The sequence below is a fragment of the Streptomyces sp. NPDC090083 genome, from assembly GCF_044747445.1.
Classification (GTDB): domain Bacteria; phylum Actinomycetota; class Actinomycetes; order Streptomycetales; family Streptomycetaceae; genus Streptomyces.
In genome coordinates this window covers 514,422-529,043 of record NZ_JBIVED010000005.1, presented here as the reverse complement: position 1 = coordinate 529,043, position 14,622 = coordinate 514,422, and the positions used below count along the sequence as shown (strand labels likewise).

The 14,622-nt window shown below is 71.8% G+C and carries 14 protein-coding genes; 3 read left to right on the top strand and 11 right to left on the bottom strand.

Going from position 1 to position 14,622, the window contains the following annotated elements:
• Nucleotides 1-120: 120 nt before the first annotated feature.
• Nucleotides 121-597 carry a hypothetical protein gene (locus tag ACIPTO_RS21765; RefSeq protein WP_401194643.1) on the bottom strand — a complete coding sequence of 159 codons (477 nt, stop codon included), beginning with the start codon at nucleotides 595-597 and terminating at the stop codon, nucleotides 121-123.
• Nucleotides 598-732: 135 nt separating this feature from the next.
• On the opposite strand from ACIPTO_RS21765, the gene ACIPTO_RS21760 reads away from it, so the two are divergent.
• Nucleotides 733-1,203 (top strand): cupin domain-containing protein, encoded by a 471-nt coding sequence (locus ACIPTO_RS21760; protein WP_366315261.1) that lies wholly within the window; start codon nucleotides 733-735, stop codon nucleotides 1,201-1,203.
• 57 nt (nucleotides 1,204-1,260) lie between these two features.
• Here ACIPTO_RS21760 and ACIPTO_RS21755 read toward each other — a convergent pair whose 3' ends face one another.
• Nucleotides 1,261-2,688 (bottom strand): aromatic ring-hydroxylating dioxygenase subunit alpha, encoded by a 1,428-nt coding sequence (locus tag ACIPTO_RS21755; protein WP_366315259.1) that lies wholly within the window; start codon nucleotides 2,686-2,688, stop codon nucleotides 1,261-1,263.
• A 58-nt stretch (nucleotides 2,689-2,746) separates the two neighbouring features.
• A complete protein-coding gene (locus tag ACIPTO_RS21750; RefSeq protein ID WP_401194640.1) occupies nucleotides 2,747-3,067 on the bottom strand; it encodes a ferredoxin in 321 nt (106 codons plus the stop codon).
• A gap of 230 nt (nucleotides 3,068-3,297) precedes the next feature.
• On the opposite strand from ACIPTO_RS21750, the gene ACIPTO_RS21745 reads away from it, so the two are divergent.
• Nucleotides 3,298-4,281, top strand: coding sequence for an NAD(P)/FAD-dependent oxidoreductase (locus tag ACIPTO_RS21745; protein ID WP_366315255.1), 984 nt, complete (start codon nucleotides 3,298-3,300; stop codon nucleotides 4,279-4,281).
• 57 nt (nucleotides 4,282-4,338) lie between these two features.
• On the opposite strand, the gene ACIPTO_RS21740 is transcribed toward ACIPTO_RS21745, so the two are convergent.
• Entirely contained in the window at nucleotides 4,339-5,928 is a 1,590-nt protein-coding gene (locus tag ACIPTO_RS21740; protein ID WP_401194637.1) for an FAD-dependent oxidoreductase, read from the bottom strand.
• Nucleotides 5,929-5,968: 40 nt separating this feature from the next.
• The gene (locus tag ACIPTO_RS21735; protein WP_401194634.1) at nucleotides 5,969-6,523 is read right to left on the bottom strand and encodes a VOC family protein; all 555 of its coding nucleotides are present in this window, start codon (nucleotides 6,521-6,523) and stop codon (nucleotides 5,969-5,971) included.
• Between the two features lie 136 nt (nucleotides 6,524-6,659).
• Between ACIPTO_RS21735 and ACIPTO_RS21730 the strand changes: the two genes are divergently transcribed.
• Entirely contained in the window at nucleotides 6,660-7,133 is a 474-nt protein-coding gene (locus tag ACIPTO_RS21730) for a hypothetical protein (protein WP_401194632.1), read from the top strand.
• A gap of 54 nt (nucleotides 7,134-7,187) precedes the next feature.
• Here the strand turns inward: ACIPTO_RS21730 and ACIPTO_RS21725 are convergent, their stop codons facing one another.
• The 6 genes from ACIPTO_RS21725 to ACIPTO_RS21700 all read right to left on the bottom strand — a co-directional run bounded on the left by ACIPTO_RS21725 (nucleotide 7,188) and on the right by ACIPTO_RS21700 (nucleotide 14,621).
• Nucleotides 7,188-8,333, bottom strand: coding sequence for a homoserine O-acetyltransferase (locus ACIPTO_RS21725; RefSeq protein WP_401194747.1), 1,146 nt, complete (start codon nucleotides 8,331-8,333; stop codon nucleotides 7,188-7,190).
• Nucleotides 8,330-9,691 (bottom strand): bifunctional o-acetylhomoserine/o-acetylserine sulfhydrylase, encoded by a 1,362-nt coding sequence (locus ACIPTO_RS21720; RefSeq protein WP_366315247.1) that lies wholly within the window; start codon nucleotides 9,689-9,691, stop codon nucleotides 8,330-8,332. Before ACIPTO_RS21720 ends, ACIPTO_RS21725 begins: the two co-directional genes overlap by 4 nt.
• A 320-nt stretch (nucleotides 9,692-10,011) precedes the next feature.
• Nucleotides 10,012-10,569, bottom strand: a complete 558-nt coding sequence (ssuE, locus tag ACIPTO_RS21715; protein WP_401194629.1) for an NADPH-dependent FMN reductase — start codon at nucleotides 10,567-10,569, stop codon at nucleotides 10,012-10,014.
• Between the two features lie 55 nt (nucleotides 10,570-10,624).
• Nucleotides 10,625-11,380 carry an alpha/beta hydrolase gene (locus ACIPTO_RS21710; protein ID WP_401194627.1) on the bottom strand — a complete coding sequence of 252 codons (756 nt, stop codon included), beginning with the start codon at nucleotides 11,378-11,380 and terminating at the stop codon, nucleotides 10,625-10,627.
• Nucleotides 11,381-11,533: 153 nt separating this feature from the next.
• Nucleotides 11,534-13,270, bottom strand: a complete 1,737-nt coding sequence (locus ACIPTO_RS21705; RefSeq protein ID WP_401194625.1) for an FAD-dependent oxidoreductase — start codon at nucleotides 13,268-13,270, stop codon at nucleotides 11,534-11,536.
• Between the two features lie 10 nt (nucleotides 13,271-13,280).
• Nucleotides 13,281-14,621, bottom strand: coding sequence for an LLM class flavin-dependent oxidoreductase (locus tag ACIPTO_RS21700; protein ID WP_401194623.1), 1,341 nt, complete (start codon nucleotides 14,619-14,621; stop codon nucleotides 13,281-13,283).
• Nucleotide 14,622 lies beyond the last annotated feature (1 nt).

Sequence of the window (14,622 nt, the reverse complement as noted above, 5' to 3'; positions counted from 1 at the left end):
TTCTCCGGGGTGCCGCATTCGGTGTCGTGCCCCGGCTTCGGGCACATCCCGCGACCGCTCGCGCGGCATTGAAAGGCCGGCCCGTAATTGTCTAGTCCATTATCCGGGCCGTCGGGCGGGTCAGTGGAGAGTTCCGCCGCGATGGACCCACCCCGCGTCGTGCCAGTAGGTCTCCAGGTTCGCCATCGGCTCGGGCCAGGTCTCCACGTACGTGACGCCCTCCGGTCCCGCCGTCATGAGATAGGGAGTTCCGGCCCTGCTGATCCAGAACTCGCCCGGGCCGACGGTCCGGCTGCCCTCTTCCCCGTCCTTGCCCCAGGCGACATGGAACGCGCCGCCGAAGACGATGATCAGCTCGTCGAGGTTGTGGTGGTGCCGGGGGACCGCGAAGTCCGGCGCGCACCGCAGGCCGTTCAGGTTGAACGACGGGTCCACCTTCGTCGACCACCACATGTTCCCTTTGAAGGTCCGCTCCATGTCGACCGGCGCATCGGCCAGGAGACCGCCCTCGTGCCACAGATACGTGGGAGCGGACTGGTCGACCGGCAGCTCGATCCAGCCGTCGTCCGACAGCAGATTGAAGAACTCGATTCCCATGCCCCGATGGTGCGGACGGGACCGGGGCGTGTCATACGCGAATCCCGTTGGCCGGGACCGGGGTCGCGGGCGGGTGGGTCCCGATGAGCGGAACCTCGCCACGACACGGAGTCCGGCCGTGCGTACGGTCGCCGCGTGACTCTTACCTTCGGTGATCTGCTGGAAGACGCGGACTGGGTTCCGATGGGCCTGGAGCAGCAGGGCCATCCCCAGTACTTCTGGAACGACGGCGGCCTGCTGCGGGACGCGCCCGTCGACTTCGCGGCGACGTTCGACGGTGCGATGTGGGTGACCACGAAGCCGATCGACATACCGCGCTTCAACCGCAACCCCCTCCGGGTGCGGCCTGACTTCACGGTGCCCCGGCACCATCACAACGTCGACGAGATGCTTTTCGTCTTCGCCGGTGAGTACCACATCGAGCACTGCGAGTCCGGTGAGCCGCAGACCGTGCGGGTGGGCCCGGGGGACGTCTTCCTCAGCCGGGCCGGCACGCCGTACACGATGACGGCGGGACCCGAGGGTGTCACCTACATCGAGACCTGGCCCAAGCCGGTGCGGGAGCTGGAGACGTACTGGCACGACGTGGGCTGGGTCCGGCGGTAGGTCCTTCGCACGACCGTGGTCCCGGCCCCTGGGGACCGGGACCACGGACCGGACGGGTCAGTCGGTCCAGAGGAACCGGTCGGCGACCCGGTGGTGGTTGAAGATGGTCATCTCCTGCTCCTCGCTCAGCCGGTGGCCGTCGAAGCTGGGGGAGTGCATGCCCACGGTCACCTCCTTGGCGTTCAGCAGGTCCTGCGTGAAGATCTCGCCGAGGTCGGCCTCACGGAAGTCCTCGAAGAACTGGGGCTGGAAGTCCCGCTTCTTGTCGTAGTCGGCGACGGGGACCTGGTCCAGGCTGAAGATCTCGAACAGGCAGCTGTCCGGGTCGAGTCCGTCGGGGCGCGCCCGGTAGCCGAACACCGAACCCTGGTTGGGCAGCAGGATCGTGTTCGGGAACACGTTCCACGCCGTACCGGCCTCCGCCCACTGCCGGGGCGTGATCTCCGGCCAGTCGTAGCCCTCGGCGAGCGACAACTCCTTGTACAGCTGGAGGTAGTACTGACCGGCGGTCATCCCCTCCGGCACGTCCGCCGTCTTCAGCGCCTCGGCGGCCCGCCAGCTCCGCTCGTTCTCCAGGCCCCGCATGTCGTCGGCGATGTACTGCACGCTCAGCGCCACGGACAGGCGCTCGTCGGTCACGCCCCCGGTGCCCCGGTTGGCCGGGTCCTTCGCGGAGTCCTTCTTCTTCGGGCCGACACTGGAGTAGTGGGCGTGCCGCTCGTACACGGTCGTGGGCGCCCACATCCGGTTCTCGAGTTCCTTCATCGAGGCGATGTTCGTGTTCGACTTGTCGAAGCGGTAGAGCTGCGGATGCGTCCCCGCCACGTGATACGCCTCCAGGAACCCGTCCAGCGCGGTCTTCCAGTTGCACGGCAGCAGCACGCTCTTGTGCCACCGGTAGCGCATGTTCTCGAACTGGAACGGCGCGAAGATCCGCGGGATCGGGTCGAGGTAGTCGAGGAGCGGCTGCGCGTCCGGGTCCATGGTGATGAACACGAACCCGCCCCACTGCTCCGCCCGTACCCGCACCAGGCCCAGGTCGTCGTCGGAGCGCGGCACGAACTCCTCACGGTCGAGGACCAGCCTGATCGAACCGTCCAGGTTCCAACGCCAGCCGTGGAACGGGCAGATGAGCGAACCGACCCGGCCCCGGCCGCGCGCCAGCCGCGTACCGCGGTGCCGGCATGCGTTGAAGTAGGCACGGACCGAGTCCCTGGCCTCCCGCACGATCAGGATCGAATGACCCCCGATCTCGTACTCGACGAAACACCCGACACCCGGCAACTCCTCCAGACGGCAGGCCAGGAGCCATGTCCGGGTGAACACCCTGTCCAGTTCCAGCTTGAGGAACTCGGGGTCCAGATAACGGCTCTTGGGGACGAACGCACGGGACAGCCGGTACTTCTCCGGCACCTTCTCGGCGGGCACGTCGCCCTCGAACCAGGGGACTCGACGGTCCGTCCCGGGCTCAACCACTGCAGACACCGATCACCACTCCTCCACTCGACATGTGTGTACGGCTCCAGGCGGCCGGACGCCGGTGTCAGCCGGCGTCCGGACCGGCGACCTCGGTTCCGTCGGCTCTGCGCACCACATGGATGCAGTTGCCCGGGCACTCGTCGGCGGCGTCGATCACGTCCAGCCGCAGCCGCTCGTCGACCTCGGCCTGCGCGCCCTCCGGCGTCAGCAGTTCCCCGTCGGCGGCGTTCTTGACGTAGGCCAGTCCGTCGCCGCCGAACTCGAAGACGTCGGGGGCGTACTGGGTGCACAGACCGTCACCCGTGCACAGTTTCTGGTCGATCCACACCCGCACCTCATCGCTCACGAGCCTCGCCCTCCTCGTCCGCAGAAAGCCGCGCGTCATCGCGGTGGCGGTGAAAACGACTCTCCACGCGGCGACTTGGGCCGTCCACCGGCCGTCCCATCAGCCGGGACCGGAGCGGACGGCCCGGCGCGGAGCCGCCCTACACTCGCCCGGGCCGACGGCCTCGGACCCCGCGTGACATGACGGGCGGCGGCCATGGCCGCCCGCGGCGGCGCGGAAGTCCGCCGCCGGCCGTGCGCCCCCGTCCACTCTCCCCAGGAGGCCGGCCCGTGGCCGAGACCGTGACCACAGACATCCTCATCGTCGGCGCCGGCCCGATCGGGCTCTACGGCGCCTACTGCGCGGGCTTCCGCGGACTGCGGACCGTCCTGGTCGACGCGCTGCCGCAGTGCGGGGGCCAGATCACCGCGCTCTACCCGGAGAAGGAGATCCGTGACATCGCCGCCGTCCCCGGCACGCGCGGCCGTGACGTCGTCGCCGCCCTCAAGGACCAGGCCGACGCGTTCGGTCCGGCCTACCTCCTGGGCCGCCAGGCGGTGGACCTCACGCACGCGGACGACGGACGCCCCCGGGTCACCCTCTCCGACGGCACCGCGGTCGACACCGGAGCGGTCGTACTGACCGCGGGGATCGGCACGTTCACCCCGCGCACCCTCCCGGCCGGGGAGGAGTTCCTCGGCCGCGGACTGACCTACTTCGTCCCGGACCCGGCGGAGCACGCCGACCGCGACGTCCTCGTCGTCGGCGGCGGGGACAGCGCCGTCGACTGGGCCCTCGCCCTGCACCCGGTCGCCCGGTCGGTGACCCTCGTGCACCGGCGCGGCACGTTCCGGGCCCACGCGGCGAGCGTGCGCGAACTGCACGCGTGCGGCGTCGGCATCGTCACCGGCGCCCAGGTGGAGACCCTGACCGGCGACGACCTGCTCCGCCAAGCGCACGTCCGCGTCGACGGGGAGGACGAACCCAGGGTGATCGAGGTGGACGCGGTCGTGGCCGCGCTCGGCTTCGTCAGCGACCTCGGACCACTGGCCGGGTGGGGGGTCGCGCTGGAGCGGCGCACGATCGTCGTCGACACCAGGATGCGCACCACCGTCGACCGGGTCTACGCGGCAGGAGACGTCACCGCCTATCCCGGCAAGGTCCGGCTGATGTCCGTCGGCTTCGGCGAGGTCGCGACCGCCGTCAACAACGCGGCCGTCGCCCTGGACCCGGCACTGTCCCTGTTCCCCGGCCACTCGACCGAGTCCGCCTGAACGGCCGGCCGCCTCCCGAGGAGACCTTCTCCGGGAGGCGGCCGAGAAGCGGCGCAGCTACCATTCCGCGGCGGCCATGTCGACGGCGGCGAGGTAGGAGAACGCCATCGACGAACCCACCGGACCGCCCGCGCCGGGGTAGATCCGGCCGGACATCGGCGCCATCGTGTTCCCCGACGCGTACAGACCGGCGATCACCGAGCCGTCGGGCCGCAGCACGCGCGCGTGCTCGTCCGTCCTGAGACCCCCCTTGGTCCCCAGGTCGGACAGCACGATCGTGGCCGCGTAGAACGGCGGCTTGTCGATCACACCGAGACAGGGGTTGAGCCCGTCGGTGTGCGCCCCCGCCATGTGCGCGATCATCAGGTCCCACGGGTCCTCGCCGCGGCCGAAGTCCTCGTCCTTGCCGCCGCGCGCGAAGCCGTTGTACCGCTCGACGCTCTCCGTCAGCGCACCCGCGGGCAGACCGATCAGGTCCGCGAGCTCCTCAAGGGTGTCGGCCCGCTTCAGGACACCCGCGGCGAGGAACTTCTCGACGTCGAACCAGCCGGGGACCTGCGGCGCCACCGGCAGTCCGGCGAACGCCCTCCGGTTGTCGAGCTGGCGCTGGTCGAACACCCAGTGCGTGGGCAGGTGCGGCACGTCGGAGGACCGGTGCGCCCTGAGCATCTCGTGGCCGGCCCGGTCGTAGGGGAGACGTTCGTTCAGGTAACGCCGTCCGGCCGCGTTGACCCAGATGCCGCTCCAGACCGAGGTGTAGAACACCGGGCGCGTGTCGGGTACGACGAGGCCCGGTGCGAACCACGACTCGTCGAGCAGGTCGGTGGCCGCGCCGATGTCGATGCCCGCGGTGAGGGCGTCCCCGGTGTTGCCCTCGCAGCCCTGGGTCCACTCGTCGGTGACGCCGGGCTGGAAGCGTTCACGCAGCGGGCCGTTGCGTTCGTAGCCACCGGCGGCGAGCAGCACACCCCGCCCGGCACGGAAGGTCACCGGCTCGCCGCCGCTCAGGGCCTCGACCCCGACGACCGCGCCGTCCTCCACGAGCAGCCGCTCCAGCGCGGTGTCCGTGCGCACGGTCCCGTTGCCGGTCTCCATGAACGCGAGCAGCGCACGGCCGATGAGGGCCTGCCCGCCGACCATCTCCGAGGGGACCTCCACCCCCCAGCGCTCCGTCCACAGCGGCCTGCGCACCAGCGGCTCCAGATCGCCGAGCGCGGACCGGTCGAGGTTCTCCGGGAAGACCGTGCGGCCCTGGGGCAGGCTCCCCGGCCGTCCGGCGAAGTAGTCGGGCACCCCCTGCCAGAAGAACCGGCCGAAGCGCGGATTCCGCTCCAGCTCGTCGATCAGGACCGGCCCCGCCTGGAGGAAGGCCTCCCGCAACGCCGCCGGTGAGTCGTCGCCGACGATCGCGTCCAGGTAGGGACGGGCGACGTCGGGGCCGTCCTCGACCCCGGCCCGCCGCTCGGCCGCGTTGCCGGGGAGCCAGATGCCGGCGCCCGAATAGGCCGTGGTCCCGCCGACGTACTCCGTCTTCTCGATGACCAGGGTGCGCAGCCCGCGAGAGGCCGCGGCGTACGCGCCGATCAGACCCGCGCCCGAGCCGACCACGATGACGTCGTAGGAATCAGCTGTGCCTTCGCCGCTCATGAGCGTCCCTCTCGTGAAGTGTCGGACATCCCGCGCATGCTCAGTGCCGGGCCGCGTTCGACGCCGCCTCAAGGTGCGCGAACCCCCGGGCGGCCTCCTCGTCGAGCTCCATGACCTCGACGAAGTGCCCCAGCTCGGCCGTCATGTCGAGGTACCCGAAACGGATCGCACCGCTGTCCCCGTACTGCGCCCACGACCTGCCGCTCGCGGCGACGATCGCGGACGCCTCGTCGAAGTCGTCGACGCGAAAGCCCAGATGATGCAGCGTCGCCGGTTCCCCGGGCCGGACAGCGCCGCGATAGAGATCGACCGCGCCGGCGACCGGGCGGATGATCTCCAGGTTGGTCGGACCGGCGTTGACCAGGGCCACGTCGATGACCCACTCGTCGGCGGTCGCACCGTCCACCACGACGAACGGGGCGCGTGGCCCGCCCGCCCCGGAGGGCGGCGGACCGCCGCCCAGCGAGGACGTGAAGTGCTTGACGCACTCGACCGTCCCCAGGCTCGATTCCAGGAACGCGGCGGCGGTGTCGATGTCGTCCGTCACGTATCCGAGCTGCATGAAGTCGCGGAAGAGGTCACTCAACGTGCGCACTCGGCACCCCTGTTCTGGTCGGCCCGGTTCCCCGTCGGGCTCGACTGTCCCCGCACCCTCCACCGCCGTCCATCACGTGTCCCACCAGACGGAATCGGCGGGCGGACGCGTGGTCGGGGCGTGGCACGATGCGCCGATGACGACATCGAGGGCAGGGGCCGTGCCGGTGGCCGTGGACCGGGCGTCGATCGAGCACCGGCTCCTCACGATGCGCAAGTCGGTCGTCCAACTCGACTCGCTGGGACCGCTGGACAGCGCGCGGCTGGAGAGCGACCCGGGCACCGGACTGGCCCTTGAGCGCGTCCTGGCGCTGCTGCACGACCTGGCCTCCGCCATCAACCGACACGTCTGCGCGGGGGTGTTGGGCGATACGCCGCAGACACCCGCCGCGTCGTTCGGCGCGGCGGCGCGGGCCGGGCTGATCGACGGCGGACTGGCCGCCGCGCTCGCACCGGCGGACGGACCGCACCACGTCCTGGTGCAGCTGCGTCTGGACACGGAGCCCGGGGAGATCGCCGCGATCGTGTCCGCCGCGCGGTCCGGATACCGGGAGTACGTGCGGCAGGTCACCCACTGGATCACCGCGAACGCACCCGGCCGAACGGGGTGACGGTTCGCACGACGGCTGCGGTGCGCCCACGAGGACGACACCGGGAAGCCGTGGCTAGCCGACGAGTTCGCCCACGAGCGAGGCGACTTGCTCCGTCTCGATCAGGAACCCGTCGTGACCGTACGGCGACCCGATCACCCGGGGCCCGTCCGCCGACGGAATCCCGGCCGCCAACTCGGCCTGCTGGTACGGCGGGTAGAGCCGGTCCGAGTCGACCCCGGCGACCAGGGTCCGGGCCGTCACCCGGCGCAGCGCGGCGCGCGTGCCGCCCCGGTCGCGGCCGATGTCATGGCTGTTCATCGCCTCCGACAGCGTGACGTAGCTGCCCGCGTCGAATCGGCGCACCAACTTGGCGGCGTGGTGGTCGAGATAGGACGCGACCTGGTACCGGCCGCCGTCCCACGGATCCTCCGCACCCTGCGCCGCCCGGCCGAAGCGGACCGCCAACTCCGGCTCGCTGCGGTACGTGACGTGAGCCAGGCGCCGGGCCAGGCCGAGTCCCGCGTCGGGTCCCCGGCCGGTGCCGTGGTAGTCGCCTCCGTGCCAGTGCGGGTCCGAACGGACGGCGTGCAGCTGGATGTCGGCCCAGGCGATCTGCTCGGCGCTCGCCGCCGCGCTGGTGGCCAGCAGCAGGAGCGCCGCCGTCCGCTCCGGGTAGGTCACGGCCCACTCCAGCGCCCGCATCCCGCCCATGGACCCGCCGATGACCAACGCCCAGCGCTGGACGCCCAGTTCATCCGCGAGACCGGCCTCCACGGCGACCTGGTCGCGCTGGGTCAGGAACGGGAAGGCCCCGCCCCACCGCCGCCCGTCCGGGCGGAGCGAGGACGGACCGGTGGAGCCCTGGCAGCCGCCGAGCACGTTCGGCGCGACGACGAACCACCGTTCCGTGTCCAGGACCCGACCGGGTCCGACGAGCGCGTCCCACCACCCGGCGGTCGGGTGCCCCGGCCCGGCGGGACCGGCGACATGGCTGTCGCCGGTGAGGGCGTGCGACACCAGCACGGCGTTCGAGCGGTCCGGCGCGAGCCGCCCCCAGGTCTCGAACGCCAGCCGCACACCAGGCAGTTCGCCCCCCGCCTCCAGCGCGAGAGGCTTCTCCCGGGCGTGCCACCGGCGGCGCCCGGGCGGGTCCCCCTCCCGCCACGCCCCGGAGGCGGGCGGAAGGGGAACCCCCGACGGTGTCGGTACGGTGTTCAGGACGCGCCCTTGGCCGCGCGGAACCCGGCCTCCAGATCGGCCTTCAGGTCGGCGAGGTTCTCGATGCCGACCGAGAGCCGCACCAGCCCCGGCGAGGTACCGGTCGCCGCCAACTGCGCCTCGTCCAGCTGACTGTGGGTCGTGGAGGCCGGGTGGATGATGAGGCTGCGGACGTCCCCGATGTTGGCGAGATGGCTGAACAGCTCGACCGCGTCCACGAACCGCTTCCCGGCCTCGACCCCGTCCCGCAGTTCGAAGGCCAGCACCGCACCGGCACCGCGCGGAAGATACCGCCGGCCCGCCTCGTACCAGCGGTTGGACTCCAGTCCCGGGTAGTGGACGGCGGCCACCTCGTCGCGCTGCTCCAGCCACTCGGCCAGGGCCTGCGCGTTGGACGAGTGCCGTTCGATGCGCAGACTCAGCGTCTCCACGCCCTGGAGGAGCAGGAACGCCGAGTGCGGCGAGATCGCCGGGCCGAGGTCGCGCAGCAGCTGCACACGCAGCTTGACCGCGAACGCGCCCGGGCCGAGCGCCGGCCAGTACCGCAGACCGTGGTAACTGGGGTCCGGCTCAGTGAAGTCGGGGAACCGGTCCGCGTGCGCGCCGAAGTCGAAGGTGCCGCCGTCGACCACGACACCGGCGATGGTGGTGCCGTGCCCGCCGAGGAACTTCGTCGCCGAGTGGACGACGATGTCGGCGCCGTGCTCGATCGGCCGCAGCAGGTACGGCGTCGGCACGGTGTTGTCGACGATCAGCGGGACGCCCGCCTCGTGCGCGACGTCCGCGACCGCCCGTACGTCGAGGACGTTGCCGCGCGGATTGCCGAGGGTCTCGGCGAACAGGGCCTTCGTGTTCGGCCGGATCGCCGCCCGCCACGCCTCGGCGTCGTCCGGGTCGTCGACGAACGACACCTCGATGCCGAACTTCGGCAGCGTGTGCCGGAACAGGTTGTACGTCCCGCCGTACAGGGACGTACTGGAGACCAGGTGGTCGCCCGCGGACGCCACCGTCAGGATCGCCAGGGTCTCCGCGGCCTGTCCGGAGGCGAGGGCGACCGCGGCGACCCCGCCCTCGAGAGCGGCGACGCGCTGCTCGAAGACGTCCTGCGTGGGGTTGTGGATGCGGGTGTAGATGTTGCCGGGTTCGGCCAGTGCGAACAGGTCCGCGGCGTGCTGGGTGTCGCGGAAGACGAACGAACTGGTCTGGTAGATCGGCGTCGCCCGCGCGCCCGTCGTGGGGTCCGGTACGGCACCGGCGTGGATCTGCTTGGTCTCGAACGACCAGGCCGAGGTGTCGGGACCCGCGGGCTCGTCCTCGGGGGTGTGACCGGCGGCGACGGAGTCGATGGGCTGGCTCATGGTTCTCCCTTGTGCGGAGCGTGCTGGGGTGCGTGGTACGGCCGTGGAGCCGCCGCCCCGGCCGGAGGAGGGCAGGGCGGAGGACGGCGCGGCGCGGTGGTGATGGGGAAAGGAAAAGAGAGGGGAGAGAAACGGGGTTCGCCGGAGCGGAGCGTCAGCTCGCGGCGGGACACCCCGTGCTGGTGACACGCACGTAGTCGACGTGGCGGCGGGTCACGAGCACGGTCATACCGTGAGAGAACCACAGCCGGTGCCGGAGGACCAGCGTGACGTGGGCAGTTGACACATGACTGCCACAACCACGCCGGTCCCCGGTGCCGTCACCCCGTGGACGCGAGCACCGCCGTACGGCCGCCCAGCGCGTGCGAGAAGTGGTCCGTGACCTGCTCCAGCGCCGCCGCCGTGGCGGACGCCACGGTCAGCGTGCCGTCCTCGCCGACCGTGAGGTCCTTGTCGAGCGTGAACCAGCCCGGCACGATGTGCGACGGCCCCATGGAACTCAGCACCGGGCGCAGCGCGTAGTCGATCGCCAGCACATGGGCCGTACTGCCGCCGGTGGCCAGCGGCAGCACCGTCTTGCCGGTCAGCGCGTACTGCGGGAGCAGATCGAGGAGCGACTTCAAAAGGCCCGAGTACGCGGCCTTGTAGACCGGCGTACCGATCACCACCCCGTCCGCCTGCTCGAACAGGGCCGTGGCGGCGGCGATGGCCGGATGCCCGAAGTCGGCGCCCAGCAACGCCTGCGCGGGCAGGGAACGCACCTCCAGCGGGGTCACGTCATGCCCCTGGAGGCGGAGCCGGTCGTCCAGGTGACGCAGGAGGCGGGTGGTGCGTGAGGTGGGGGAGGGGCTGCCGGAGACGGACAGGATCGAGGCCATGACGGACCTTCCGTGATCGGGGTTCAGGCGGTGCGGCGAGCGGGCGGGCGGACGCTCACCAGGCGCTCGACCGGACCGTGACCAACGGCCGCAGATCGTTGCGCAGGGTCTCCAGGAACGTGACGACCTCGGCGGCCACGGAACGGTGCTGGAGGTCGTTCAGCACATCGTGATGAGCACCGTGCACCACCGAAAGCCGCGCCGCGGCACGGGACTTGGCGGCCCGTTCGAGCGCCTCGTGATCGGCCAGCGGATCGGCGTCACCGACCAGCAGCAGAGTCGGTACGGCGGTCTCGCTGTCGTAGGCGGCGCCCAGCACGGCCTCCGGCACCGCGTCGTCGAGCGAACCGCGCCGCACCTCGGGGTCCTCGGTGAGGACACCCCGGTGGGCGGGGCACGCGGTGCGGACGTCGAGTTCCTCGTCCCAGGTGCCGGCGGTCGCTGGGGCGCCGGGGGAGCGGCCGGGCAGGCCCGCGAGGACGACGGCGTCGGGCCGGACGCCGGGCGCCCGGTCGAGCAGCGCGGCCACGGCGGCAGCACCCGAGTCTGCGCCGACGAGGACGAGCGGTCGTACGACACCGTGGTCCGCGGCCGTGTCCTCGGCGGCCTCGGAGAGCCGGGCGGCGAGCGTGGGCAGGTCCTCGGTGGCGGGGTCGGAGGCGTCGAGCACGCGCACCCGGTAGGCGTCGGCGGCGAGCCGCCTGCCGAAGCGGGTGTAGGTCGAGCGGGTCTCGCCCCGGCCCGGCACGATCAGCACCGTGCCCCGGACGCGCAGGCCCTCGGGGCCGAAGTAGTCGCTGTACTGGGTCATTTCACACTCCTGCGGATACGGTCGCGGCCGTCGGCGCGGGCTGCTGGCCCGGCGCCGGTGCCATCTCGGCCGCGAGGGGGCCAAGGGCACGGACGGCCGCGTCATGGTCGGGGACTGCGGGGCCGAACCGGGTGGTCGGACCCCTGTTCGGCGTCAGGCCGCGGTGGTGACGGGAACGGACGAGGGTTCCGCCGCCGCCCCGGTGTGCCCCAACACCTGGTCGAGCACGGCGGCGGCGCCCGCGTCGGGCAGCCGGACCCCGCGCCAGACGACGTGCTGGTCGGGACGGATCAGGACGTTGGCCGCGCCGTAGACGGCCCGCGCCGCGGGGTCGGTGAGGTGGACGACCGTGAACGGCAGGGAACGCGCGGCGGCTTCGGCGGCGAAGGCCCTCTCGACGGTCCGGTCGCCGGTGAGGACGAGCAGGCCGAACGAGGTGCCGAGACGGTCGTAGAGCGTGCCGCCGCCCGGGTCGACGGGACCGTCCGGCGCGCGGTGCCCCGGCCGCGGGTCGTCCTCGTACACGTCCGCGCGCCAGGGCCGTTCGGCGTCGAGCTGACCGGGTTCGTACCGGACGACCGGCGAGGCGTCGTACCGCTCGTCGAAGGCCACCCCGTCGCTGCCGAACCGGTCCCGGCGCAGCCGCGCGCCGATCTCGGCCCGTCGGCGGACCGCGTCCTCGCCGAGGTCCGCGTCGTCGGGAATGCCGCCGGACCGGATCTCGGCGAGAGTGGCCTGCGTACGCCGCGCGCGCTCCAACGCGTGCTCGGCGACCCGCCAGTTGTGCGGGCGGCGCTCCTGGTCGTAGGAGTCCAGCAGGCTCGGCGGAGCCTGGCCGCCGAGCACCGCCGCGAGCTTCCAGCCCAGGTTGACGACATCGCCGATGCCCTCGCCCAGGTTGCCGCCGGGCGTGCGGACGTGGGCCGCGTCACCGGCGAGGAGGATCCGGCCGCGCCGGAACGTCTCCGCGATCCGGGTGGCGTGGTAGAAGGTCGTCGCGGACAGCAGCTCAAGGTCGATGTCCAGGCCGAACGCAGCTCGCCCGACGTCCAGCAACTCGCCCTCGGTGGGCTCGTGTTCGAGCGGATACGGCCCCGCGTACACCCGCCACTCCCGCGCGCTCACGGCAGCCAGGAAGCCGGAGGCGCGGGCGTTGACGACGATGTTCGTCGCGCTCGGCGCGGGCCCCACCCGATCCGCGATGTCGCCGGTACGGACGATCAGACGCAGCCGCTTCTCCGTGGCGTGCTCGCCCGTGCGGCCGATGCCGGCCAGACGGCGCGTGGTGCTGCTGCCGCCGTCGGTGCCCAGGACGTAGGCGGCACGGACGGTCCGTGAGCGGCCGGAGCCGGCCTCCACCACGTCCGCGTCGACTCCGTCCGCGTCCTCGCGCAGACCGGTCAGCTCCCAGCCGCCGGACACGCCGACACCCTGTTCCGTCAGGTGGTCGAGGAACACCCGCTGGAACACCGTCTGCGGACGGCGCAGCGCCTCGTCCGCCGAGTGCTGTCCGGTACTTCCCCTGTCGGTGAACGACGGGGCGGGCGCCGCCACCAGCTCGTGCCCGGCGAGGGAGGTGACCAGCCGGGTCCCCCGGTGCCACTCGGGCGGGTACGTCCACGCGTCCCGGACGCGCTGGAGCAGTCCCCAGCGCCGCAGATGCTCCACGACACGCGGGGTGTGACCCATCGCGCCGGCCCGCACCAGCGTCGCGGCGGAGGCGCGCTCCACTACGGCGACCTCGACGCCCCGCGAGGTCAGTTCGACGGCCGCGGCCAGGCCGACGGGTCCGGCGCCGACGACGAGGACGTCGACGGTTGCCGGGGGAGGGGTGGTGGGGAAGGGGACGGTGTGGACATCGCGGCCCCCCGTCGCCGACAGTTCGGTCATCGCGGGGCCCTCAGTCGTTCACGAGCTGGCGCTCGCGGGAGTGGCGGTTGGCGGGGATCGGCAGTCCGAGGTTGCCGCGCAGGGTGTCGGACGTGTACTCGGTGCGGAACAGGCCCCGCTTCTGCAGCAGCGGGACGACGCTGTCGACGAAGTAGTTCAGTTCCTCCTCGGTGCGGAAGGCGAGGTTGAAGCCGTCGAGGGCACGCGCCTCGAACCACTGCTGGATGGTGTCGGCCACGGTCCGCGGATCCCCGACGAACGGCGACTGCCGGAACTGGTTGACGGACTCGGCTACTTGACGCAGCGTCAGGTTCTCGGCCCTGGCCCGTGCGATGAGCTGGGCGGCACCCGTGCGCCCGCCCTTCTCGGCCAGGTGGGCCACATCGGGGAAGGGCGCGTCCAGATCGTGCACGCTGAAGTCGTACGCCCCGAAGGACCGGCCGAGCAGCGCCAGGTTGCGGTCGAAGTCGTCGTCCTCCTCGAAGATCTCCCGCTCGCGGCGGCGGGCCGCCTCGTCGGTGGCGGCGACCACGGGACCGCCGTGGATGAGGATCTTGACGTGCTCGGGGTCCCGGCCGTAGGCGGCGGTGCGCTTCTTGACGTCGGCGTAGTAGTCCCGCGCCGACTCCAGGGTGCCGCCGGGCGCGAAGATGCCCTCGGCCACCCGCGCCGCGAGATCACGGCCCTCCTCGGACACCCCGGCCTGGAAGATCACCGGCTGGCCCTGCGGGGAGCGGGAGAGGTTCAGCGGGCCCGCGACCGAGAAGTGCTCGCCCGCGTGGTCGAGTCCGTGCAGCTTAGCCGGGTCGAGGAACACGCCCCGCTCGACGTCCGCCGGGAACGCGTCGTCCTCGTAGGAGTCCCACAGTCCGCGTGCCACCTGCACGAACTCCAGGGCGCGACCGTAGCGGGTGGAGTAGTCGAGGTGCTCGTCGAGGCCGAAGTTCCGCGCGGTGCCGGTGTCGAAGCTCGTCACCACGTTCCAGCCGGCCCGCCCGCCGCTGATGTGGTCGAGCGAGGCGAAGCGGCGGGCCAGGTTGAAGGGCGAGTTGTAGGTCGAACTCGCCGTGCCGACCAGGCCGAGATGCCTGGTGTGGGTCGCCACGGCCGACAACAGGGTCAGCGGTTCGAGGCGGTTGAGGTAGTGCGCCGGGTAGGTGGAGTTGATGAACTGACTGTCGACGATGAACAGGGCGTCGAACAGGGCGTGTTCGGCCGCCTGTGCCAGCCGGATGTAGTAGTTGATGTCGATGCTGGCGTTCTTCGCGACGCGCGGGTCCTTCCACAGGCCGTGCTGGCCGGGGCCGCCCACACCGTAGGGGTGCAGGGCGAGGTGGAGCGTGCGGGACATG

What these genes read in the sequence shown, in the direction of transcription:
- ACIPTO_RS21705 (WP_401194625.1), bottom strand. Translation starts at nt 13,270, where the DNA reads ATGACCGAACTGTCGGCGACGGGGGGCCGCGATGTCCACACCGTCCCC.
- ACIPTO_RS21720 (WP_366315247.1), bottom strand. Translation starts at nt 9,691, where the DNA reads ATGAGCCAGCCCATCGACTCCGTCGCCGCCGGTCACACCCCCGAGGAC.
- ssuE (WP_401194629.1), bottom strand. Translation starts at nt 10,569, where the DNA reads ATGGCCTCGATCCTGTCCGTCTCCGGCAGCCCCTCCCCCACCTCACGC.
- ACIPTO_RS21750 (WP_401194640.1), bottom strand. Translation starts at nt 3,067, where the DNA reads ATGACGCGCGGCTTTCTGCGGACGAGGAGGGCGAGGCTCGTGAGCGAT.
- ACIPTO_RS21765 (WP_401194643.1), bottom strand. Translation starts at nt 597, where the DNA reads ATGGGAATCGAGTTCTTCAATCTGCTGTCGGACGACGGCTGGATCGAG.
- ACIPTO_RS21710 (WP_401194627.1), bottom strand. Translation starts at nt 11,380, where the DNA reads ATGACCCAGTACAGCGACTACTTCGGCCCCGAGGGCCTGCGCGTCCGG.
- ACIPTO_RS21700 (WP_401194623.1), bottom strand. Translation starts at nt 14,621, where the DNA reads ATGTCCCGCACGCTCCACCTCGCCCTGCACCCCTACGGTGTGGGCGGC.
- ACIPTO_RS21730 (WP_401194632.1), top strand. Translation starts at nt 6,660, where the DNA reads ATGACGACATCGAGGGCAGGGGCCGTGCCGGTGGCCGTGGACCGGGCG.
- ACIPTO_RS21740 (WP_401194637.1), bottom strand. Translation starts at nt 5,928, where the DNA reads ATGAGCGGCGAAGGCACAGCTGATTCCTACGACGTCATCGTGGTCGGC.